Below are 22,552 nucleotides of genomic sequence, written 5' to 3'. Positions count from 1 at the left end.
AGTCCGTGGCGCGAGCCGGTTCTGGTTGTGCGAAGCCGATCGGCGCCAGCCACAGCCGTGCCGGCAACCCCCGCAGCCGCAGCCCGCACCCGCGGCCCGGCGTCAGCCGACCCCGAGCACCGACTCCAGGGGCCCGCGCGCGAAGTACAGCAGGAAGCCCGCGGCGACGACGTAGAGCAGCCAGGAGACCTCGCGGCCGCGGCCGGACAGCGCCTTGATGAGCACCCAGCTGATGAAGCCGACGCCGATGCCGTTCGCGATCGAGTAGGTCAGCGGCATCACGACGATCGTCAGGAACGCCGGCAGCGCTGAGCCGAAGTCGGTCCACTCGATGTCCTTGACCTGCGCGACCATGAGCGCACCGACGACGACGAGCCCGGCGGCCGCGACCTCGAGCGGGACGACCTGGGTCAGCGGGGTCAGGAACATCGACGCCAGGAACAGCAGGCCGGTGACGACGGAGGCCATGCCCGTGCGGGCGCCCTCGCCGATGCCGGCGGCGGAGTCGATGAAGACGGTGTTCGACGAGACCGAGGCGCCACCGCCGGCGATCGCACCGGCGCCCTCGACGACGAGCGCCGAGCGGAGGCGCGGGAAGGTGCCGTCGGGCTTCGCGACCCCGGCGGCCTTCGCCAGACCGGTCATCGTGCCCATGGCGTCGAAGAAGTTCGTGAAGACCAGCGTGAAGACGAGCATCGACGCGGCGAGCGGGCCGATGCGGCTGAAGGCGCCGAAGTCGAAGTGGCCGACGAGCGACAGGTCGGGCAGGGCGAACAGCGCGCTCGGCAGGCCGGGGGCGTTGAGGTTCCAGCCGGTCTTGGAGTCGACCGAGGTGGGCACGTGGAAGACGGCCTGCAGGATGATCGCGATGATCGTCGTCGCGATGATGCCGATGAGCAGGGCGCCCTTGACCTTGCGGGCCATGAGCGTGCCGATGATCACCAGGCCGATGAGGAACACGATCGTGGGGAGGGCCCCGACGGAGCCGTCCTCACCGAGCTGCAGGGGCGGCGACGCCAGCCCCGAGGAGCGCACGAAGCCGGAGTCGACGAGGCCGATGAAGGCGATGAACAGGCCGATGCCGACGGTGATCGCGGCCTTGAGCTGCGCCGGCACCGCCGTGAAGATCATCGTGCGGATGCCCGTCAACGCCAGGATGACGATGATCACGCCGTTGATGACCACGAGCCCCATCGCCTCGGCCCAGGTGACCTGGTGCACGACGCTCACGGCGAGGAACGAGTTGATCCCGAGGCCCGCGGCGATGCCGAACGGCAGGTTCGCGATCATGCCCATCGCGATGGTCATGATGCCGGCGACGAGCCCGGTGGCCGCGGCGACCTGGGCGTTCTCGAGCCAGCCGCCGGTGACGTCCTTCGCGGCCTGGTCGGCGCTGAACCCACCGAGGATGAGCGGGTTGAGGATGACGATGTACGCCATCGTGACGAAGGAGACGAGGCCACCGCGGACCTCACGGGGAATGGTCGATCCGCGCTTCGTGACGGAGAAGAAGCGGTCGAGGCCGGACGCGACGCGGTTCCGGGGCGGTTCGGTGGTCTTCGTGGCGCTCACTGACGAAGTTTAAAGGAACCTGGCAGCGTCGGGGGACTGGTGTTTGATGGGCTGCGTGAACCACCGCATGGACCGTGCTCGCATCGAGGCCGCCGTGCGCGAGCTCCTCGCCGGCATCGGGGAGGACCCCGACCGCCCCGGGCTCGCACGGACACCGCAGCGGGTCGCCGACGCCTACACCGAGTTCTTCGCCGGCCTGGGCGAGGACGCCGCCGCGATCGCCCGCGACGGCACCGTCCCGGCCGAGGCCGACGAGCGCGGCCAGCTCGTCGTCGTCCGCGACATCCGCTTCCGCTCCGTCTGCGAGCACCACATGCTCCCCTTCCTCGGCGTCGCGCACCTCGCCTACGCCCCGGGCGAGCGGCTCATCGGCCTCGGCACGCTGGCCCGGGTCGTCGATGCACTCGCCTCCCGCCCGCAGCTGCAGGAGCGGCTCGGCGAACAGGTCGTGCGGGCGGTGCAGGACGGCCTCGAGGCCCAGGGCGTCCTCGTCGTGCTCGACGCCCAGCACCAGTGCGTGACGACCCGCGGCGAGCGACAGACCGGCTCGACGACGGTGACGGTCGCCGCGAGCGGCTCGCTGGCCGAGGCCAACGGTCGGGCCGAGGCGATCGCCCTGATCGGAGCCGGAGCCGGAGCCGGGATCGGTGCCGACGCCGGTCACGACGCCCGCGCCGCCGCAAGTCAGCCCGAGGCGGACGCATGACGCGTGACGGCGCCGTCACGAGCCTCCAGGCCGGCTCGTCACCCGGCTGGGTCGTGCCCGACCTGCGCGACCCGGTCCGCACCATCGGCCGGCGCACCATCGACTTCGACCACCGCATCGCGGTGATGGCGATCGTCAACCGCACCCCCGACTCGTTCCATGACAAGGGCGCCACGTTCGCGCTCGACCGCGCGGTCGAGGCCGCGGTCCTCGCCGCCGAGCAGGGCGCCGACTGGGTCGACATCGGCGGCGTGAAGTTCGCGCCCGGGCCGGAGCTGCCCGCCTCGGAGGAGATCGACCGCGTCGTGCCCGTCGTCGAGCAGCTCGCGCAGCAGTCCGACGTCGTCATCAGCGTCGACACCTTCCGCCCGGAGGTCGCGGCCGCCGCGATCGCCGCCGGCGCCAGCGTCGTCAACGACACGACCGGGCTGTCCGACCCGCGGATGGCTGACGTCGTCGCCGACTCCGGCGCCACCATCGTCATCACGCACTCCACGGCCCTGCCCCGCCAGCAGCTGCCGACACCGCCCGCCTACGACGACGTGACCGGCTCCGTCGTCGGCTTCCTGCGCGAACGCGTGGACCGGGCTCTCGCCGCCGGCGTCCCCGACGCGCGGATCATCGTCGACCCGGGCCACGACCTCAACAAGAACACCGTGCACACGCTCGAGCTCACCCGGCGGCTGCCAGAGGTCGTCGCGCTCGGCTACCCCGTGCTCGCTGCCGTCTCGAACAAGGACTTCGTCGGGGAGTCCCTTGGCCGTCCCCGCGGGTCGCGGCTGTCGGGGTCGCTGGCCGTCGCGACGGTCAGTGCGATGCTCGGCGCCCGTGTCGTGCGGATGCACGACGTCGTCGAGTCCGTCGACGCCATGCGCATGGTCGAGGCCACCCTCGGCTGGCGCGCACCCCTGGAATCGAGGCACAACACGTGAACCTGCTGCCCCCGTCCGTCGCGGACCTGTCCGACGACGACCTGGTCGCGCTGTACAGCGCGGCGCCGGCTGTGGCCGTTGCTGCTGCTTCTGCTGGTGTCGGGGCGGCTGCGGCTGTGGCCGGGTCTGCTGTCGGCCTGGAGGCTCGGGCCGGCTCTGACCCGTCGGCCGCCGGTTGGATCCGGGTCAACTTCGTCAGCACGCTGGACGGTGCCGCGTCCGCCGCCGGCGTAACCGGGGCGCTCGGTGGGCCGGACGACCTGCGGGTGTTCGACCTGCTCCGTCGCATCGCCGACGTGGTGCTCGTCGCCGCCGGCACCGTCCGCGACGAGGGCTACGGGCCCATGCGCCTGCACGATGCCGACGTCGCCTGGCGCCGGGAGCACGGCCTGCCGGACCACCCCGTGTTCGCGATCGTCACTGGGTCGCTCTCGCTCGACCCCGCGTCGTCCGTGTTCACCGACGCCCCGGTGCGGCCACTCGTGCTGACGTCCAACGCTGCCGATCCCACCGCCCGCGCGGCCCTGTCCGCCGTGGCCGACGTGGTGTCGTGCGGGACGGACTCGGTGGACGTCGGGCTCGTGCGTGACGCACTCGTCGCCCGTGGTCTCGGACGGATCCACTGCGAGGGCGGGCCGTCGTTCCTGGGCTCACTCGTGGCGGCGGACCTCGTCGACGAGCTGTGCCTGTCGGTGGACCCGTCGCTCGAGGGCGGCGAGGGGCCCCGCATCGTGCGTGGATCGTCGCCGGAGCTGCGGCGGATGCGGCTGGCGCACGTGCTGCTCGGCGAAGGGGACCTGCTGCTGACGAGGTACGTCCGGTCGCGGTGACCGGGCCTTGCGTCGACTGTTCGACCATCGATACCGTTGCGTGATGGGTGAAGTACCACGTACGACGAGGCGTCTCCGGATCGCTGTCTCCGTGCTCTGCTGCTCGGTGGCGCTCGTCATGGTGCTCGGTCAGGTCGTCCCCGCCCTGCGCTCGGCACAGGTGGTCGTCTGGGTGGTCGCAGCGGTCCTGTCGGTCGTCGCGCTCGTGACGGTCCTCGCCGCCGGGCGGCGTCGCGGCGCCGGCCGGTAGGGTCGGGCACGTGATCGACATCGTGGCGTCCGGGGTCCTCTTCGACATGGACGGGACGCTCGTGGACTCCACCTCGGTCGTCGAGGGAGCGTGGGGCCGCTTCGGCGCAGCGCACGACCTCGCGCCGTCGACGATCCTGGCCTTCTCGCACGGGCGTCAGACGATCGACACCGTCGCGCACTTCCTGCCCGACCTCGACCCCGCGGAACAGCGTCGCCTGGCGGACGAGCTCGTCGCGGACGAGGTCGAGAACACCCACGGCATCGTCGAGGTCCCCGGGGCCGCGGCGTTCCTGCAGCGACTGGTCGACGCCGGCGTCCCCGTGGCGCTGGTGACGAGTGCGCCGCGCGACCTCGCCCTCAACCGGATGCGTGCCGCGGGCGTCACCGTGCCGGACGTGGTCGTCACCTCCGAGGACATCGAGAACGGCAAGCCGCACCCCGACGGGTACCTCCGCGGTGCCGAGCTCCTCGGGCTCGCGGCGACGGACTGCCTGGCGTTCGAGGACGCTCCGGCCGGCGTCGAGTCCGCGATCGCCTCCGGGGCGACGACTGTGGTCGTGGGGACGCTCGAGGCCGAGGTCACGGCTGGGATCCCGCGCGTCCACGGCTTCGACGGGGTCGAGGTCACGCCCGAGGGCACCGCGTTCCGCATCCGCGGCTGACAGCGGTCCCACCGCGGGACGACCACGGGGTGCACCGAGCGCGGTGTGCACGAAGCGCAGGGCTGTGCCGGTGCCCAGCGTCGCCGAGCACGCTGGATCCCGCAGCCGGAGAACCCGGCTCGTGGAAGGAGCGATCATGGCAACCCTCGACGGCAAGAAGATCCTCGTCATCGCGACGAACTACGGCGTGGAGCAGGACGAGATCGTCGTCCCGGTCGACCAGCTCCGCGAACGCGGTGCTTCGGTGACCGTCGCGGCGCAGGAGACCGACACCATCCAGACGCTCGTCGGCGACAAGGACCCCGGGAAGACCCTCGACCCGGACACGACGCTCGCGACCGTCTCGGCCGGTGACTTCGACGCCCTCGTCGTGCCCGGTGGCACGATCAACGCCGACAACCTGCGGCTCGACAAGTCCGCCGTCCGCCTGGTGAAGAGCTTCGCCGAGGCCGGCAAGCCCGTCGCCGCGATATGCCACGGTCCGTGGACCCTGGTCGAGGCCGGCGTCCTGCAGGGCCGCACGATCACGTCCTACCCGTCGCTGCAGACCGACGTCCGCAACGCGGGTGCCGAGTGGGTGGACCAGGAGGTCCAGGTCGACGACACGAACGGCACCCTGATCACGTCGCGCACGCCGGACGACCTGCCGGCGTTCGTCGACGCGATCGAGACCTCGCTGACCGGCGCCTCGGCCTAGCGCGATTCCATCACCGGTACGGGGCGGGCCGTGCGGAGCACCGCGGGACCGAGGGCGAGCACGCCGTCGGACTCGGGGTCGCACCGCACCCCGCCCCGTCCGCGCATGGCCCGGAAGGCACCCGGCGCGATCTCGTGGTCCATCCAGGCGCAGGGGTTCGCCGGGCGGTACCCGCGGAACAGCACCGGCCCGTGGCCGGAGTCGACCGAGAAGGGCTCCCCGCGGAGGGCCTCGACGTCGACGCCGCGCAGGTACACGTTGCGCCGGGTCCGTGTCGGGTCGAGTTCGATGCCGAGCGTGCGGCCCACGTCCTCGAGCGCCTCGAGCCCGATCACGGTGACCGAGGCGTGGACGTGGGCGCGCGCGGCGAAGTACCGGTCGCCGACGATCCCCAGGCCCGCGCGTAGTTCGACCCGGTCGCGCAGCTCGTCCCCGTCCACGGGCAGTGCCCCGTCGGCGGGCCGTCCCTCGTAGCGGTGGCGTCGGGAGACCTGGAGCATCGCGACCTCGACGTGCGTGACGTGCCCCAGCGCTGCGTGGGTGACCGCGTCGGGACCGGGAGCCATGCGGACGACGCTAGCCGAGCCTCCCGGCCGTCGTGTCGTGTCGTGTCGTGCGGCTGGCGGCGGGCGAGACGCCGGTGTCTCGGCGAGACGCCGCACGGCCTCCGAGACGCCGCACGGTCGCCCAGACGCCGCGGAGTTCGGCGGCGTCTGGGCAACTCGGGGGCGTCTCGGGCAGACAGGGGTGTCTCGGCCGAGCACCCGGCCGGAGAACGCGACGCGACGCGACGCGGCGCCGTGCGAGCTTGACCACTCCGTGCGCGCTCGTCCCATCGCACGACGTGGTCAACCTCGCACGGGGCGGAGGCCCGCGCACAGTGCGACCGCGACGCACGGCCCGCGACCGCGACCACGACCGACCCCGCGCCCCCCACCACCCCGTCCGATTCCCGCCAGTCGCTGACGGTGGCCCGTGCCAGGCTGACGGCATGGCCACCCCCGACCCCGACGCGCTGCACGCCGAGCGCCACCGCATCGCCGCCTCGCGCGACGCCCGGTTCGACGGCCAGTTCGTCACCGCCGTGCACTCGACGGGCATCTACTGCCGACCGAGCTGCCCCGCACGCACCCCGCGGTCGACGGGCGTCACCTTCTACCGCACGAGTGCCGCCGCGCACCTCGCGGGCTTCCGCGCGTGCAAGCGCTGCCTGCCCGAGGCGACCCCCGGCAGCCCCGAGTGGGACCTGCGCGAGGACGTCGCCGGCCGCGCGATGCGCCTGGTCCTCGACGGTGTCGTCGAGCGGGAGGGCGTGCCCGGCCTCGCCGCCCGCGTCGGCTACTCGGAACGACAGCTCAGCCGCATCCTCACCGAGGAGCTCGGCGCCGGACCGAAGGCCCTCAGCCGCGCGCACCGCGCACAGACCGCACGGACGCTGCTGACGTCCTCGGACCTGCCCATCGCCGACGTCGCCTTCGCCGCGGGCTTCACGAGCGTCCGCCAGTTCAACGACACCGTGCGCGAGGTCTTCGCCGTCACCCCGACGGACCTCCGCGCCCGACGACGCGTGCTCCCCGCCCCCGACGGTGGCCTGCACGTCCACCTGCCGGCGCGCGCGCCGTTCGACGCGCAGGGCCTGCTCGACTGGCACGCACTCCACGCGTTGGCCGGACTGGAGCGGGTGGTCACCACCGATGCCGGTGTCGTCACCGCCTACGAACGGCTCGTCGACCTGCCGGGAGGCCCTGGCTGGTTCCGCGCCTCGGCCGCCCTCCCCGACGCGGCCGGCCCCAGGGCCGGCATCGACCTGACCGTGCGGGTGACGGACCTCGGCGACCTGCCGACGCTCGTCGCGCGGGTGCGGGCGCTGTTCGACCTCGACGCCGACCCGGTCGCGGTGGACGCCGTCCTCGGGGCCGTGCCCGCGCTGGCCCCGTCCGTCGCCCGCGTCCCCGGACTCCGGTTGCCGGGTGCGGTCGACGCGCACGAGATCGTGTTCCGCACCCTGATCGGCCAGCAGGTCTCCGTCGCGGCTGCCCGTACGGCGCAGACGCGGTTGGTCGCGGCGCTCGGAGCCCCGGTGCCGACGGCGATCGCCCCCGACGGACTGCTCTTCCCGTCCGCCGCCGTCATCGCAGCGTCGGGACACGAGGTCCTGCGCGGGCCGGCCGCCCGCGTGGACACGATCATCCGGGTCGCGGGAGCGCTCGCCGACGAGTCGCTCGTCGTGCACGGCGGCCAGTCGCTCGACGAGCTCCGCGGTGGGCTCCTCGCCGTCAAGGGCATCGGGCCGTGGACGGCGGACTACGTCGCGCTCCGGGTCCGGCACCACCCCGACGTGTTCCTCCACAGCGACCTCGCCGTGCGGAACGGTGCACAGGAACTCGGGCTGCCCGGTGGCGCGCGTGAGCTCTCCCTATGGTCGGAGCAGGTGGCGCCCTGGCGGAGCTACCTCACGATGCACTGCTGGCGGCTGATCGTCGACCGCGCCACGGCAGCCGCTCGTGCCACCCACATCGACTCCCGGAAGGACACCCCATGACCGACGCCGTGATCTCCACACTCCACACCCCCGACGGGTCCTTCACCGTGCTCGAAGACGTGCAGGGGCGCGTGCTCGCCTCGGGGTGGACGGACTCGTTCGACCGCATCCTGGCCCGCATCCCCGCGCAGCACCGGCCCGCGCACGTGTCGACGGGCTCGGTGTCCTCAGCCGAGGCGGTCGACGCCTTCTACGCGGGTGAGATCGACCCGGCGATGCACGTGCCGGTGCGCCAGGTCGGCACCGAGCTCTCGACCGAGGGCTGGCGGCAGCTCCGGCTGATCCCCGCGGGGTCGACCCTGACGTACACCGAGCTGGCGGCGGCGATGGGCCGACCGGACGCCGTGCGGGCGGCAGCGAGCGTCTGCGCCCGGAACGCCCCCGCGCTGTTCGTGCCGTGCCACCGGGTGCTCCGGTCGGACGGCTCGCTCGGCGGCTTCGCGTGGGGGCTCGACGTCAAGCGCTCCCTGCTCGAACGCGAGGCCGTGGGCACGACCGCGCTCGTCCAGCACTGACCCCTGCGGCACCACCCGCGTCGAGGGGCCGAGCGCCGCGTCTGCCCCTGGAAGCGGGGGGAGACGTACCGATTGCGAACTGTCACACTCGGACCACCGACATCCGCACGGCCCACTCGAGGGCCCGACGCAGCGTCGTCGACACACCTCGAAGGACCCCATGAACGCTCCGGTCGACCGAACGGTCACCTCTGCCGACGGCACCGTGCTCGCGGTGACCGAGGTGGGGAGCGGTCCCGCCGTCGTCGTGGTGGCCGGAGCCTTCGACCACCGCGGCACGCCGTCCATCCAGAGCCTCTCGAGCGTCCTCGCCGAGCGGCACCGGGTCGTCACGTACGACCGCCGTGGCCGGGGCGCGAGCGGCGACACCGACCCGTGGGCGATCGAGCGGGAGTCCGACGACCTCCGTGCCGTCGTCGAGAGCGTCGACGGGCCGGTCACCGGCCTCGGGGTCTGTGTCGGTGTGTGCGTGGTCCTGCACGGCATCGCCGCCGGGGTCCCACTCGACGGCGCCCTGCTGTGGGAACCGCCCTACCGCGCCAGCGTCGACCCGCACGCCGAGGACGTCGTCTTCGCGGACACGCTCGACGAACACGTCGCAGCCGGTCGCCGAGGCGCCGCCGTCCGCGCGTTCCTGGCGCAGGTGCTCGGCATCCCGATGGGCCAGATCGCCGGGGTCCGCCTGAAGCCGGCGCTGTGGCGGGCGCTGCTCGCCGACGCGCACGTGCTCCCGCGGGACGTCCGCATGCTGAACGGCCTCGCGATCCCCGAGCGGGTGCTCGCCTCGGTCGGCGTCCCCGTGCTCGTCGCCTCGGGCACCGAGTCCCCGGACTGGATGGGCCCGGCGGCCCGTGCGGCGGCCGAGGCCATCCCGGGGTCCGACCACACCGTCGTCCCCGGGCAGGGCCACGTGCCCGACGCCGAGGCCATCGCCGCCCTGCTCGACCGCATCCGGGCCGCGCAGCACTGACCCCGCGGCGGACGCCCACCGCGGCCCACCGTGCTGCGAGGATGGACCCGTGAGCGCACCCCGACTCGGACTCCTCCTGGACGTCGACGGCCCCATCGCCAGTCCCGTCTCCCGCACCATCGCGATCCCCAGCATCATCGAGGACCTCATCGCGCTCGCCGCCGAGGGGATCCCGGTCGTGTTCAACACCGGTCGGAGCGACGCCTTCATCCGCGAGCAGGTCGTGGGACCGCTGCTCGCTGGCGGCCTCGCCCCGGGTGGCCGCGTGCACGCCGTGTGCGAGAAGGGCGCCGTCTGGTGCTCGATCGGCCCGCAGTACGAGGACGGCATGGGCGACGTCACGGTCGCCGAGGACCTGGCGCTGCCGCGTGACTACGCCGACGAGATGCGTGAGCTCGTGCGCGACGAGTACGCCGACCTGGTGTTCTTCGACGAGACCAAGCGCGCCATGGTGTCGATCGAGCAGCGCGTCGAGGTCCCGAACGCCACGTACCTGGCGCGGCAGCCGGAGTTCGACGCCAAGGCGATGGCGGCGCTCGTGCGGCGTGGCCTCGGCGTGCGTCGGCTCGACGACGTCCGACCCGATGCGTCCGGTGCCGTGCAGTGGCGCATCGACCCGACGATCATCTCCACCGACGTCGAGTCCGACCGCAGCGGCAAGGACATGGGCGCCGAGCGGTCCCTCGAGCTCCTGGCCGAGGACGGCGAGCTCCCGCTGACCTGGCGCACGATGGGCGACTCGCGCAGTGACTACGCGATGGCCGACTGGCTGCACGCGAACGGCCACGACGTGGCCCACGTCGACGTCCGTCCGTCCGACGGGGTCCCGGCGACGCCGTACCCGGTCCTCACCGCACCCGACGGCGTCATCCACGACGACGCCGGAGCCCGCTTCCTGGCGGACTGGCGCCGGTCCGCCTGAGCCGGGCCGAGCCTCCCGTCCGGGTGCAGACGGCCACCGGCCGGACTGCGGCCCGCATGATCCCGTCCGTGTCACCTGTTTGCGCCTCGAGTTGGTACACCACTACGCTTCCCGGGTCCCACGCCAGCCGATGACGGGAACGACCCCATGGCATCCTTGCTCCGTACGAAGTCGATCGAGGCCTCGCTGGCCGACGCCGACGAACAGGGCCGCTCGCTCAAGCGCTCCCTGAAGACCTTCGACATCGCCGCGATGGGCATCGCCGTGGCGGTCGGTGCCGGCATCTTCTCGGTCGGTGCGAACGCCGCCGCGAACTTCGCCGGCCCCGGCGTCATCGTGTCGTTCCTGCTCGCTGCCGTCACGTGTGGCCTGGCGATCATGTGCTACGCCGAGTTCGCCTCGACGATCCCCGTCGCCGGGTCGGCGTACACGTTCACCTACGCCACGATGGGCGAGCTGCTCGCGTGGATCGTCGGCTGGGACCTCATCCTCGAGACCCTGACGGCCAGCGCCGTGATCGCGAAGTACTGGGGCATCTACCTCAGCACCGCGTTCGACGTCTTCGGCATCACGCTGCCGAGCACCATCGCGATCGGGCCGATCGGCTTCACCTGGGGCCCGGTGCTCATCGTCGGCGTCTTCACGGCGCTGCTCGCGTTCGGCACCCGCCTGTCCAGCCGCGTCTCCGCGGTGATCACCGTCATCAAGGTCGCGATCGTCCTGTTCGTCATCGTGGTCGGCGCCTTCTTCGTCAAGGCCGCGAACTTCACGCCGTTCATCCCCGCCGCCGAGCCGTCGAAGGGCGCGGAGGGCAGCGTCTGGACCCAGTCGCTCGTGTCCTTCGCCACCGGGTCCGAGCCCGCGCAGTACGGCGTCTTCGGGCTGCTCGCCGCCGCGTCGCTGGTGTTCTTCGCGTTCATCGGCTTCGACGTCGTCGCCACCAGCGCCGAGGAGACCGAGAACCCGCAGAAGACCCTGCCCCGCGGCATCTTCATCGGGCTCGGCGTCGTGACGCTGCTCTACGTCGGCGTGAGCATCGTCATCACGGGCATGGTGTCGTACAAGCGGCTCGCGCAGGAGGACGCCCCGTCGCTGGCCTCGGCCTTCGACATCGTCGGACTGCCCTGGGCCGCCGGCATCATCGCGATCGGGTCGCTCATCGGCCTGACCACCGTCGTCATGGTGCTGCTGCTCGGCCTGTCCCGCATCGTCTTCTCGATGAGCCGCGACGGGCTGCTGCCCCGCTGGTTCTCGGTCACGAACCCGAAGACGCAGACGCCCGTCCGGGTGCAGCTCATCGCCGGGATCGTGGTCGCGGTGCTCGCCGGGTTCACGCCGGTCGAGAAGCTCGAGGGCCTGATCAACATCGGCACGCTCTCCGCGTTCGTGCTCGTGTCGATCGGCATCATCGTGCTGCGCAAGTCGCGTCCGGACGCACCGCGGTCCTTCCGGGTGCCGTGGTCGCCCGTGATCCCGATCCTGTCCGCCGTGCTGTGCTTCTGGCTGATGCTCAACCTCGAGGTCGAGACCTGGCTGCGCTTCGTCGTCTGGCTCGTCATCGGCTTCGCGATCTACTTCGGGTACAGCCGCAGCCACAGCCGGGTGGGGCGCCGGGAGCAGTAGGGGTCCTGGTGGCGCGGATCGGATCCGCACCAGCAACGACGGCTCGCGCCACCGAACTCGGTGGTGCGAGCCGTCGTCCGTTGTGCGGCGCCAGTCCGCGCCGTGTCAGGCGCCGACGACCAGCAGCGCGCCGAACACGAGCATGACGACGGCGACGCACCCGTCGAACACCCGCCAGGTCATCGGCCGCGCGAACAGCGGCCGGAGCAGTCGCCCGCCGAACCCCAGCGCGCCGAACCACACGCAGCTCGCCGCCACCGCGCCGGCCGTCCACCACCAGCGGTCGTCGACGCCCTGCTGGTTCGCCACGGACCCGAGGAACACCAGCGTGTCCAGGTAGACGTGCGGGTTCGCCCACGTGAAGACGAGCATGGTCAGCACGGCGGCGCGCATGGCAGGGGCGGCGGGGGCGGTCCGGCCGGTCCGGCCGGTCCGGCTGCTGTGGCTGGTCCGACCGGTCCGGTCGCTCCGATCGCTCCGGCCTGGAGGCTCGGCCCGACCCCGCCCCGCCGGCTGCGGATCCGCGTGGGCCGCGCCCGGTGCGCCGGCATCGCGCCCCGCTCCGGGCATCGCGCCCCCGTGCACCGGGGCGCGATGCGCGGACGGGGGCGCGACGGCAGCCGCCGCGCTGGCGAGGCCGCCTCCGGCGTCCGCGGCGCCCGCAGCCGCCGCCCCGGCGGGGCCGGCCGCGGCGGCGACGACGGCCGCCGTCGCCGCATCCACCCCCGCTCCCACCCCCACCACGGCGACCCCGTCGTCCTCGGCCGCGACCCGGATCGCATCGCCCGACGGGCGCAGCGCCCGCCGTGCCGCCAGCACCCCGTACGTCAGCAGGAACGCCGCCCCGACGTACCGGATCACCACGAGCGCCGCGGGGAACCGCTCGACCACGGCCCCGACGCCGAGCACCCCGGCCAGGATGAGCAGCGCGTCCGACACCGCGCACACCAGCACCGCTGCCGCCACCACCCGGACGCGAGCAGTCACGGCCAACCGGAGCAGGTACGTGTTCTGCACGCCGATCGCCACGATGAGGGCGAGCCCGGTGCCGAGGCCGGAGAGGACGGGGAGCAGGACGGTCACAGGACGACGGTACGAGGTTGACGTCATGCAGGACAGCTCACGTTCCTGGTGCGCCGTAAGCTCGGCTCATGCTCCGCTTCCAGCGCGAACACCTCGAGACCCTCCTGACGGCGGTCGACCTCGGCACGTTCGACGCCGCAGCGCGTGCGCTGTCGATCACCCCGTCGGCGGTCTCACAGCGGGTCAAGGCGATGGAGCAGCTCGTCGGCCGCGTCCTGCTGCAGCGGACGACGCCGATCGTGCCGACGCCCGACGGCGCCGTCGTGCTGCGGCATGCCCGGCAGGTCCGCCTGCTCGACGAGGAGACGGCGCGCGACCTCGGCGGCGTGGACACGGACGACGAGGACCGGGTCCCCTCGATCCCGCTCGCGGTGAACGCGGACTCGCTCGGCACCTGGTTCCTCGACGCCCTGGCGATCGTCCGTCGGGACACCGAGGTCGTCTTCGACCTGCACCGCGAGGACCAGGACCGCACGGCCGAGCTCCTGCGGTCCGGCACGGTGATGGCGGCGGTCACGGCGGAGTCGGAACCCGTGCAGGGCTGCTCGTCCGTCGCGCTCGGCATCGACCGGTACCGGGCGGTGGCCTCGCCCGCGTTCGTCGACCGCTACCTCGCCGGCGCCGACTCCGAGCGGCGGATGCTGCAGCGGCTCGACCGGGTGCCGCTCGTGGACTACGACCACGACGACGACCTGCAGCAGGGATTCCTCCGCCGGGTCGTCGGGCACGCTCCCCGGGGACCGCGGCACTTCGTCCCCACGTCCGCGGACTTCGCGCGAGCGGTGGAGCTCGGCTTCGGGTGGGGACTCCTGCCGGAGGCCCAGTGTCTCGACGCCGTTGAACGGGGTGCCCTGGTGGAGCTCACCCCCGGGCGCCGTGCGGACGTCGCACTCTGGTGGCAGCGGTGGAACCTGGCGTCCCCGTTGCTCGAGCGGGTGACCGACGCCGTGCGGGCGACGGCGGCCGAGCGGCTGCACCCGCCGGGGTCCGGCGGTCGTCAGACCGTGGCGCGGTAGCGCAGGCCGTCCACGAGCAGGGCGACCATGCGCTGGCTGTGCTCCGGGCTGGGTGAGCCGTGGCAGAGGTCGGCCACCGCGCGCAGGAGCTGCGGGGCGTCGACGTCGGCGCTGATGGTGCCGGCGGCCGCGGCGGCGTCGAGCAGCCCCGTCAGTGCGTCGCCGAGCCGACCGATGAAGTAGGCGGGCAGCGCCTCGAACGCCGGGTCGCCCGAGTGGAGGGCGGCGGCGAGCCCGCGCTTCGTCGCGACGAACTCGGTGAACCGCTGCAGCCACAGTCCGAGTGCCGCGTCCGGGGTGTTCCGGGCGGCGAGGTCGTCGGCAGCGTCCGCGCAGGCCTCGACCGCGTTCCGGAAGACCGCCACCACCAGGTCGGAGCGCTGCGGGAAGTGGCGGTAGAGCGTGCCGACACCGACACCGGCACGGTCGGCGATCACCTTCGCGGGGGCGTCGACACCGTCGCTGGCGAACACGGCCTTCGCGGCGTCGGTCAGCGCGTCGAGGTTGCGGCGGGCGTCGGCGCGCATGGGGCTCCTGGTGGACGGGGCGGACAACGGGGTGTTGCGCAAACGGAACAGCGTTCCGTATAGTTCCGGAAGAACGTTCCAGTTCGGACCACGATACGGCACCGCGACTCGGGACGCCATCGACAGGAGGAACCCATGCAGTACCGCACCCTCGGCCAGACCGGCGTCCAGGTCAGCCCCTTCGCCCTCGGCGCCATGATGCTCGGCACCGATGGCCGCATCGGCAACGGCGACGAACAGGACTCGATCCGCATCGTGCACCGCGCGCTCGACGCCGGCATCAACCTGATCGACACCGCCGACCGCTACTCCCAGGGCGGCTCGGAGGAGCTCCTCGGCAAGGCGCTCAAGGGCCGACGCGACGACGTCGTGCTCGCCACGAAGTTCCACGGTCCGATGGGTGACGACCCGAACCGGCGGGGCAACTCCCGCCGCTGGGTCATGCGTGCGGTCGAGGACTCGCTGCGCCGACTGCAGACGGACCACATCGACCTGTACCAGGCGCACCGACCCGACGACACGGTGGACGTCGAGGAGACCCTGTCCGCCCTCACCGACCTGGTCCGGAGCGGCAAGGTCCGGATGATCGGCACGTCGGACTTCCCCGCGTCGATGCAGGTGGAGGCGCAGTGGACGTCGGAGCGCCGGGGCCTGGAGCGCTTCCGCACGGAGCAGTCGACCTACTCGATCCTCAACCGCGGCATCGAGCGCGAGGTCCTGCCGGTCGCCCAGCGGTACGGCATGGGCACGCTCGTGTGGAGCCCGCTCGCCGGCGGCATCCTGACCGGGCGGTTCCGGAAGGGCCAGGACAGCGACCTGGCGCGGGTCGGCATGTTCCGCCACAACCAGGACGAGCGCCGCATCGAGGCCGTCGAGCAGATCGTGGCGCTGTCCAAGGAGACCGGCATCCGGATGACCCACCTGGCCCTGGCGTTCGCGATCGCCCACCCGGGTGTGACGAGCGCGCTGATCGGCCCGCGGTCGATGGAGCAGCTCGACGACCTGCTCGCCGGGGCCGACGTGGTGCTCTCCGACGAGGTGCTCGACCGCATCGACGCCATCGTCCCGCCGGGCACCGACGTCGGGCGCCTCGACCAGCAGTACGAGCCGCCGGCGGTCCTGCGGGCGGGGCTTCGTCGTCGTCCCGTCGAGGACCGACCCGCCGCCGTTTGACCCGCGGCGCAGGCTCACCAGCACCAGCACCAGCACCAGCACCAGCACCAGCACCTGTAGCAACAGCGCCGGTGCCGACCCCGTCAGGACTGGCAGCGCGGACACCAGTAGGTGTCTCGGAGCGTCAGGTCGGACTCGCCGAGCTCACCCCGACGGATGGGCGTCCGACAGCGCAGGCAGGGCTTCCGGTCGCGGCCGTAGACCCAGAAGCGGCGGCCGGGTCGGTCGACCCCGGTGGTCACACGGGCGCTGCGGTCGCGGTTCGTCAGGATGAGCCGGTGCGCCAGGGCGATCATCCGCGTCGGGTCCTCGACCTCGCCGGCAGGTCGGGTGGGCAGGACGCCGCGGAGGAAACAGAGCTCGTTCCGGTAGACGTTGCCGAGGCCGGCGAGCACCCGCTGGTCCAGCAGCGCAAGACCGATGGGCCGCTCGGGATCGGCGACGAGGTTCGCCTCGGCGACGGCGGCGTCCCAGTCGGGCCCGAGCAGGTCCGGGCCGAGGTACCCGACGATCTCGGACTCCTGGTCGCGGGCTACGACCTCGAGCACCCCGAGGGTGAAGCCCACGGTCGAGACGTCCTCGGCGTCGAGCACGGCCCGGGCCTGGTGTGCCGGTCGTCGCCAGCGGTCGCCGGGCGCGTAGACGTCCCAGCGGCCCTCCATCTTCAGGTGCGAGTGGACGGTCAGGTCGCCGATCCGGTGCAGGATGTGCTTGCCCCGCGGCACGACCTCGTCCACGGTCCGGCCGACCAGGTCGAGCGTGGCGAACGCCGGCACGCGGAAGTCGCTGCGCGTCAGGACCTTGCCTGCCAGCGCCGTGTGCAGGCGGTGGGCGGCGCGGTAGACGGTGTCGCCCTCAGGCACGGAGCCGCACCCCCTGCGGAGTCGCGGTGAAGCCGGCACTGCGCAGGGCGTCGCCGAACGGGGACTCCAGCACGAAGACGCCGTTCACCCGTTCGACCGAGAGCTTGCCGAGCCCGGTCCGGACGGTCGTGGCGATCGAGGTCGCGGCGGCGGTGAGGTCGGCGGCGTCCTCGGTGAACGTCAGCACGGACTTGCCCCCGCGCTCGACGTACACGCCCAGCTCGCCGTCGACGAGCACCACGAGAGCGCCGGCCTTCCGACCGGGTCGGTGCCCGCGCGGGGTCTTGGCGGCGGCCCCGGCGCCAGCGGTAGGCGCAGTCGCCGACGGAGCGCCTGCGGCGACACCGGCCTCGGGCGCATCCGCCGACGCGTCCGCGGAAGCATCTCCGTCCGTCGGCCACGGCAGCGACGCCCCGTAGGGGTTGGCCGGGTCCGTCGCCGCCAGGGTGATGACCTCGCGCACCCGGTCGGGGTTCGCGCGCTCGTCCTCGTCGAGGTCCCTGGCGTAGGTCCGCAGGCGGTCGATCGTCGGACTGGTCGCGAACTGTGCCGCCCCGAGCCCCTCGATGAAGTACCCGCGGCGGGCCCGACCGGACTCCTCGAACCGAGCGAGGACCCGGTACACGCCGGCGAACCCGCCCCGCACGCCCTCGACCTGCACGGCGCCGCGGGTGACGACCCCGTACCGCTCGAGCAGCTGCTCCGCCGTCGCCGCTGCCCGCACGGTGGCGTCGGCCTCGGCGAGCGGCAGCAGCGACCAGCGGCCACCCACGCTCGGCGGACCGGACTGCGTGGGCAGCGTCGGGCGGCGACGGCCGCGGTAGGCCCGGGTGCGCGGCGCGGTGGTGCTCTTGGCGCGTCCGCCGAGCATCGCCCGCAGTGGCGCGAAGGTGTCGTTCGTGATCTGTCCGCCCCAGACGAGGTCCCAGAGCGCCGTGGTCAGGGCCGCGTCGTCGGTGCTGCCGACGGCCTGTCCGAGCTGCCGGAAGAAGTACGCGCCGCCGCCGGCCAGGGCTCCGAGCACGTCACGCTGCAGCTCGGTGGTCTCGTCGCCCGAGGGCTCGGCCAGCGTCGTCGCGGCGGTGTCCGCCAGGTGCAGCCGCACCCAGCCGTCGTTGCCGGGCAGGGTGCCGCCGCCGGACCACAGGACCTCGCCCGTGGCGGTGAGCTCGTCGAGCATGCTCGGCGCGTAGTCCGACACCCGGACGGGCAGGACGAGGGACTCCCACGCGCTGGCGGGCAGGGCGACGCCAGCGAGCTGGTCGATGACCTGGAGCACGCCGTCGATCCCACGCAGCCCACCGCGGGTGCCCGGTGTCCGGACGTGCTGCCACGCGGGCAGGAACCGGGCGAGGGTGTCCGACGAGACCGGCTCCACCTCGTGCCGGAGCGCTGCGAGCGACCGCGTGCGGATCCGTCGCAGCACCTCGGCGTCGCACCACTCGGCGCCCTGGCGGTCCGGGCGGAACTCGCCCTCGACCAGGCGGCGGTCGGCGACCAGGCGACGCAGGGTGTCCTGCACGACGGCGATCCCGAGCCCCAGGCGCGAGGCGGCGTCCTGCGCGGCGAACGGCCCGTGCGACCTGGCGTACCGGCCGACCAGGTCACCGAGCGGGTCGGCGACGGGCTCGATGAACGCGGTGGGGACGCCGATCGGCAGGGGGACCCCGAGGGCGTCGCGGAGCCGGGCGGCGTCTTCGATCACGGCCCAGCGAGTGGCCCCGGCGTGGGAGAACGACAGCACGCGGCGGTCGCGTTCGAGTGCCTCGAGCGTGGTGCGGAGGGTGTCCCGAGCGGCCGGACGGTCAGCGTCGGTGGCGAGCCAGCTGCGGTCGACCGCCTCGTCGAGGTCGATCGCGCCGACCAGACGCAGGACGTCGACCAGGCCCTCGGTGTCCCGTGCTCGGCGGTCCGGCGAGAGCCGCTGCAGGTCCTGCTCGGTCGACGCGATCACGGCCGGGTCGAGGAGTTCACGGAGCTCCGCCCGACCGAGCAGCTCGCTGAGGAGCGTCGAGTCGAGCGACAGTGCCGCCGCCCGGCGTTCGGCCAGCGGGGAGTCGCCCTCGTACATGAAGGCGGCGACGTACCCGAACAGCAGCGAGCGGGCGAAGGGGGACGGCGTCGCGGTCTCGCTCTCGACGAGTCGGATGCCGCGCCGGGCGATCTCGTCCGCGATGCCGAGCAGCGCCGGCACGTCGTAGACGTCCTGCAGGACCTCGCGCACGGTCTCGAGCACGATCGGGAAGGTCGGGTACTTCTGGGCGACCTCGAGCAGCTGGGACGCCCGCTGCCGCTGCTGCCACAACGGGGAGCGTCGGCCGGGGTCGCGCCGGGGGAGCAGCAGCGCGCGGGCGGCGCACTCGCGGAACCGGGCGGCGAACAGCGCCGAGCCACCGACCTCGTCCGTCACGACGGCCTCGAGGTCGTCCCGCTCGAAGACGAACAGGTCGGCCCCCGGGGGTTCGGCGTCGGTCTCGGGGATGCGCACCACGATGCCGTCGTCCGCGGCCATCGCGTCGCCGTCGATGCCGTGCCGTTCGCGGAGTCGGGCCGCCACGGCGAGGGCCCACGGCGCGTGGACCTGCATGCCGTACGGGGAGTGCAGGATCAGGCGCCAGTCGCCGAGCTCGTCGCGGAAGCGCTCGACCACGAGCGTGGTGTCGTTCGGCACGTGCCCGGTGGCGGCCCGCTGCTCGCGCAGGAAGGTCAGCAGGTTCGTCACGGCCCGCTCGTCGAGCCCGCCGGCGGACACCCGGGCGCGGGCATCGGCGTCGGAAGCGGACTCGACCTCCCTGATGTAGGCCCCGGTCGCGCGCCCAAGCTCGGCGGGACGCCCGATGCCGTCGCCCTTCCAGAACGGCACCCGGCCGGGCTGCCCGAACGCCGGGCTCACGATCACGCGGTCGTGGGTGATCTCCTCGATGCGCCAGCTGGTGGCACCGAGGGCGAAGACGTCACCCACGCGGGACTCGTAGACCATCTCCTCGTCGAGCTCGCCGACGCGGGACGCCTTCTCGCCGACCATGAACACGCCGAACATGCCGCGGTCGGGGATCGTGCCACCGCTCGTCACGGCCAGGCGTTGGGCGCCAGGACGCCCGGTGAGCGTGCCGTGGACGCGGTCCCACACCAGACGAGGACGGAGCTCGGCGAACTCGTCGCTCGGGTACCGTCCGGTGATCAGGTCGAGCGTGGCGTCGAACGCCGAGCGGGGCAGGCCGCTGAACGGGGCACTGCGGCGCACGAGCTCGAACCAGTGCTCGACGTCGAGGGTGTCGACGGCCCCGGCGGCGACGGTGTGCTGCGCCAGGACGTCGAGGGGGTTCGCAGGCACCGAGATGGACTCGATCTGCCCGGACACCATGCGCTCGACGGTGACGGCGCTGTGCACGAGGTCGGCGCGGTGCTTCGGGAAGAGCACCCCGCGGGAGATCTCCCCGACCTGGTGCCCGGCACGGCCGACGCGCTGCAGGCCGCTGGCGACCGACGGCGGGGCCTCGACCTGCACGACCAGGTCGACCTCGCCCATGTCGATCCCGAGCTCGAGCGAACTCGTCGCCACGACGCAGCGCAGCCGCCCGGACTTCAGGTCGTCCTCGATGATGGCGCGCTGGTCCTTGGACACGGACCCGTGGTGGGCCCGGGCGAGCACCGGGACGGCGCCGGCGGTCTGGCCGGACGAGCCGATCATCTCCGCCGGCGGACGGGTCTGCTGCGGGACCGGTGCGTGCGCCGACGCCCGCCCCGGCGACTGCCCTCGCCCACCCGGCAGCCCGACGTCGTCGGGTGACGCCCCGGCGGGGACCAGGACGCCGTCCCCGGCTGCTGCCACCACCCGTTCCTCGTGGATCTCGTTCAGCCGGGCGGTCAGGCGTTCGGCCAACCGCCGGGAGTTCGCGAACACGATCGTCGAGCGGTGCTCCTCGATCAGGTCGACCACGCGCTCTTCGACGTGGGGCCAGATCGAGCCGTTCGACGGGGCGTCCGAGGAGTCCGACCCGGCGGGCGGCGACCCGAGCTCGGACATGTCGTCGACCGGCACGACGACGCGCAGGTCGAAGGTCTTCTGCGCCGGCGGAGCGATGATCTCGACCGGGGCGCGACCGCCGAGGAACCGGGCGACCTCTTCTGCGGGGCGCACGGTGGCGGACAGGCCGATGCGCTGCACGGGCTTGTCGAGCAGGTCGTCGAGCCGCTCGAGCGAGACGGCCAGGTGCGCCCCGCGCTTCGACGACGCGACGGCGTGGACCTCGTCGACGATGACGGTGTCGACGTTCAGCAGGGTCTCCCGCGCCTTCGACGTCAGCATCAGGTAGAGCGACTCGGGCGTGGTGATGAGGATGTCCGGGGGCAGCCGCAGCAGCTTCTGCCGGTCGGACGACGGGGTGTCACCGCTCCGGACACCGACCGTGACGTCCGGGGGTTCGAGCCCGAGCCGGCGAGCCGTCTGCGTGATCCCGACGAGCGGGCTGCGCAGGTTCCGCTCGACGTCGACGCCGAGGGCCTTCAGCGGCGAGATGTAGAGCACCCGCGTGCGCTGCTTCGGCTCGGGGTGGTCCGTCGAGCTGATGAGCCGGTCGATCGACCACAGGAACGAGGCGAGGGTCTTGCCGGACCCCGTCGGAGCCACGACGAGCGCGTGCCGCCCGGTCGAGATGGCGTCCCACGCACCGGACTGTGCCGCGGTCGGGGCGCTGAACGCGCCGCGGAACCACGCAGCGGTGGCGGGGGAGAAGCGCTCGAGGACGTCCGTCATGGTCCGCCCATCCTGCCCGCCGCCACCGACAAGCACCCGTCAAGGACCAGACGAGGACCCTGCCGAGAACGACCCTTGACAGAGCGATAGTTACCGATCTATCGTTACTACATCGCGACAGTGCCGGAACAGTCCGGAACGGATCGCGAGCCCACTTCCACCACGACCCTCGAGAGGAGTCACCATGCACCCCATGGACGACCACGAGAACATGCACGACCACCGCCACGACCAGCGTGGCTCCGGACCGCGCGGCCCCCGCTTCGGCGGCGGGCGCGCGCACCACGGCGTCGGCTTCCCCGGCCGCGACCGCGGCGAGCACGGCGGGCGCGGCGGCTTCGGCCCCGGCCCGATGGGCTTCGGCGGCCGCGGCGGCTTCGGACCCGGCATGGGCTTCGGCCCCGGGTTCGGCGGTCCCGGCTTCGGTCGGGAGCGTCGTCGCCGCGGCGACGTCCGCCTCGCCATCCTCGGCCTGCTGGCCGAGGGTCCCCAGAACGGCTACGCCGTGATCAAGACGATCGCCGAACGCACCGGTGGCGCCTGGAAGCCGAGCCCCGGCTCGGTCTACCCGACGCTCCAGCAGCTCGTCGACGAGGACCTCGTCGTCTCGACCGGCGACGGCCGCAAGACGCTCTTCGAGCTCACCGACGCCGGTCGCGCCGAGGCCGAGGCCAAGGCCGACGAGATCGCCGCCGCGTGGGAGTCCACGCCCGGCATGCCGGACTCGCAGCGCGAGTTCGTCGAGGCGCTCCGCAAGACCATGGGCGTCCTGCACATGTACCGCACGAGCGCGACCGACGAGCAGGTCAAGGCCGCGTCGGCCAAGGTCGACCAGCTCCGCAAGGACCTCCTGCAGATCCTCGCCGACTGAGCCGGCCACCCCACGGACAGGAGGCTCCCCACCAGCTGGT

20 protein-coding genes are annotated in these 22,552 nt (G+C 72.9%); 14 read left to right on the top strand and 6 right to left on the bottom strand.

Annotation, left to right across the window (positions count from 1 at the left end; translation table 11 throughout):
* Positions 1 to 102: 102 nt before the first annotated feature.
* Positions 103 to 1,572: an NCS2 family permease gene (locus tag BIU98_RS13445; protein ID WP_071276886.1), complete on the bottom strand. Its 1,470-nt coding sequence runs from the start codon at positions 1,570 to 1,572 to the stop codon at positions 103 to 105.
* Positions 1,573 to 1,639: 67 nt separating this feature from the next.
* Between BIU98_RS13445 and folE the strand changes: the two genes are divergently transcribed.
* The 6 genes from folE to BIU98_RS13420 all read left to right on the top strand — a co-directional run bounded on the left by folE (position 1,640) and on the right by BIU98_RS13420 (position 5,651).
* The gene (gene folE, locus BIU98_RS13440; RefSeq protein ID WP_083393262.1) at positions 1,640 to 2,278 is read left to right on the top strand and encodes a GTP cyclohydrolase I; all 639 of its coding nucleotides are present in this window, start codon (positions 1,640 to 1,642) and stop codon (positions 2,276 to 2,278) included.
* On the top strand, positions 2,275 to 3,210 hold the full coding sequence (gene folP, locus BIU98_RS13435; protein WP_071276883.1) for a dihydropteroate synthase: 936 nt from the start codon (positions 2,275 to 2,277) through the stop codon (positions 3,208 to 3,210). Before folE ends, folP begins: the two co-directional genes overlap by 4 nt.
* Positions 3,207 to 4,040 carry a pyrimidine reductase family protein gene (locus tag BIU98_RS13430; RefSeq protein WP_217635702.1) on the top strand — a complete coding sequence of 278 codons (834 nt, stop codon included), beginning with the start codon at positions 3,207 to 3,209 and terminating at the stop codon, positions 4,038 to 4,040. Before folP ends, BIU98_RS13430 begins: the two co-directional genes overlap by 4 nt.
* Before the next feature lie 43 nt (positions 4,041 to 4,083).
* The gene (locus BIU98_RS18995; RefSeq protein ID WP_139200731.1) at positions 4,084 to 4,290 is read left to right on the top strand and encodes a hypothetical protein; all 207 of its coding nucleotides are present in this window, start codon (positions 4,084 to 4,086) and stop codon (positions 4,288 to 4,290) included.
* A 10-nt stretch (positions 4,291 to 4,300) separates the two neighbouring features.
* The gene (locus BIU98_RS13425; protein ID WP_083393246.1) at positions 4,301 to 4,954 is read left to right on the top strand and encodes an HAD-IA family hydrolase; all 654 of its coding nucleotides are present in this window, start codon (positions 4,301 to 4,303) and stop codon (positions 4,952 to 4,954) included.
* Positions 4,955 to 5,090: 136 nt separating this feature from the next.
* Entirely contained in the window at positions 5,091 to 5,651 is a 561-nt protein-coding gene (locus BIU98_RS13420; RefSeq protein ID WP_071276881.1) for a type 1 glutamine amidotransferase domain-containing protein, read from the top strand.
* Here the strand turns inward: BIU98_RS13420 and BIU98_RS13415 are convergent.
* The gene (locus tag BIU98_RS13415; protein WP_071276879.1) at positions 5,648 to 6,217 is read right to left on the bottom strand and encodes a molybdenum cofactor biosysynthesis protein; all 570 of its coding nucleotides are present in this window, start codon (positions 6,215 to 6,217) and stop codon (positions 5,648 to 5,650) included. The two genes, BIU98_RS13420 and BIU98_RS13415, sit on opposite strands and share 4 nt — an antisense overlap.
* A 425-nt stretch (positions 6,218 to 6,642) precedes the next feature.
* Between BIU98_RS13415 and BIU98_RS13410 the strand changes: the two genes are divergently transcribed.
* The 5 genes from BIU98_RS13410 to BIU98_RS13390 all read left to right on the top strand — a co-directional run bounded on the left by BIU98_RS13410 (position 6,643) and on the right by BIU98_RS13390 (position 12,223).
* Positions 6,643 to 8,193 (top strand): AlkA N-terminal domain-containing protein, encoded by a 1,551-nt coding sequence (locus BIU98_RS13410; protein ID WP_071276877.1) that lies wholly within the window; start codon positions 6,643 to 6,645, stop codon positions 8,191 to 8,193.
* Positions 8,190 to 8,708, top strand: a complete 519-nt coding sequence (locus tag BIU98_RS13405; RefSeq protein WP_071276875.1) for a methylated-DNA--[protein]-cysteine S-methyltransferase — start codon at positions 8,190 to 8,192, stop codon at positions 8,706 to 8,708. The genes BIU98_RS13410 and BIU98_RS13405 overlap by 4 nt, the downstream gene beginning before the upstream one ends.
* Before the next feature lie 160 nt (positions 8,709 to 8,868).
* A complete protein-coding gene (locus BIU98_RS13400; RefSeq protein ID WP_071276873.1) occupies positions 8,869 to 9,678 on the top strand; it encodes an alpha/beta fold hydrolase in 810 nt (269 codons plus the stop codon).
* A 49-nt stretch (positions 9,679 to 9,727) separates the two neighbouring features.
* A complete protein-coding gene (locus tag BIU98_RS13395) occupies positions 9,728 to 10,600 on the top strand; it encodes a hypothetical protein (protein ID WP_071276871.1) in 873 nt (290 codons plus the stop codon).
* Positions 10,601 to 10,747: 147 nt separating this feature from the next.
* Complete coding sequence (locus tag BIU98_RS13390; protein ID WP_071276869.1) at positions 10,748 to 12,223, top strand: APC family permease; 1,476 nt, start codon at positions 10,748 to 10,750, stop codon at positions 12,221 to 12,223.
* Positions 12,224 to 12,328: 105 nt separating this feature from the next.
* On the opposite strand, the gene BIU98_RS13385 is transcribed toward BIU98_RS13390, so the two are convergent.
* A complete protein-coding gene (locus tag BIU98_RS13385) occupies positions 12,329 to 13,306 on the bottom strand; it encodes a LysE/ArgO family amino acid transporter (RefSeq protein WP_071276866.1) in 978 nt (325 codons plus the stop codon).
* A 68-nt stretch (positions 13,307 to 13,374) separates the two neighbouring features.
* Here BIU98_RS13385 and BIU98_RS13380 point away from each other — a divergent pair, with 68 nt between their 5' ends.
* A complete protein-coding gene (locus BIU98_RS13380) occupies positions 13,375 to 14,322 on the top strand; it encodes a LysR family transcriptional regulator ArgP (protein WP_071276864.1) in 948 nt (315 codons plus the stop codon).
* Here BIU98_RS13380 and BIU98_RS13375 read toward each other — a convergent pair.
* Positions 14,304 to 14,849: a TetR/AcrR family transcriptional regulator gene (locus tag BIU98_RS13375; RefSeq protein ID WP_071276862.1), complete on the bottom strand. Its 546-nt coding sequence runs from the start codon at positions 14,847 to 14,849 to the stop codon at positions 14,304 to 14,306. The two genes, BIU98_RS13380 and BIU98_RS13375, sit on opposite strands and share 19 nt — an antisense overlap.
* A gap of 135 nt (positions 14,850 to 14,984) precedes the next feature.
* Here BIU98_RS13375 and BIU98_RS13370 point away from each other — a divergent pair, with 135 nt between their 5' ends.
* Positions 14,985 to 16,022 carry an aldo/keto reductase gene (locus tag BIU98_RS13370; RefSeq protein WP_071276860.1) on the top strand — a complete coding sequence of 346 codons (1,038 nt, stop codon included), beginning with the start codon at positions 14,985 to 14,987 and terminating at the stop codon, positions 16,020 to 16,022.
* An 83-nt stretch (positions 16,023 to 16,105) separates the two neighbouring features.
* Here BIU98_RS13370 and BIU98_RS13365 read toward each other — a convergent pair whose 3' ends face one another.
* A complete protein-coding gene (locus BIU98_RS13365; RefSeq protein WP_071276858.1) occupies positions 16,106 to 16,885 on the bottom strand; it encodes a DNA-formamidopyrimidine glycosylase family protein in 780 nt (259 codons plus the stop codon).
* Positions 16,878 to 21,641: an ATP-dependent helicase gene (locus BIU98_RS13360; protein WP_071276856.1), complete on the bottom strand. Its 4,764-nt coding sequence runs from the start codon at positions 21,639 to 21,641 to the stop codon at positions 16,878 to 16,880. The genes BIU98_RS13365 and BIU98_RS13360 overlap by 8 nt, the downstream gene beginning before the upstream one ends.
* Before the next feature lie 184 nt (positions 21,642 to 21,825).
* On the opposite strand from BIU98_RS13360, the gene BIU98_RS13355 reads away from it, so the two are divergent.
* Positions 21,826 to 22,512 carry a PadR family transcriptional regulator gene (locus BIU98_RS13355; protein WP_083393244.1) on the top strand — a complete coding sequence of 229 codons (687 nt, stop codon included), beginning with the start codon at positions 21,826 to 21,828 and terminating at the stop codon, positions 22,510 to 22,512.
* Positions 22,513 to 22,552: the final 40 nt, after the last annotated feature.

The organism is Curtobacterium sp. MMLR14_010 (assembly GCF_001865015.1).
GTDB lineage: Bacteria > Actinomycetota > Actinomycetes > Actinomycetales > Microbacteriaceae > Curtobacterium.
This window is presented reverse-complemented; position numbering and strand designations above follow the sequence as displayed.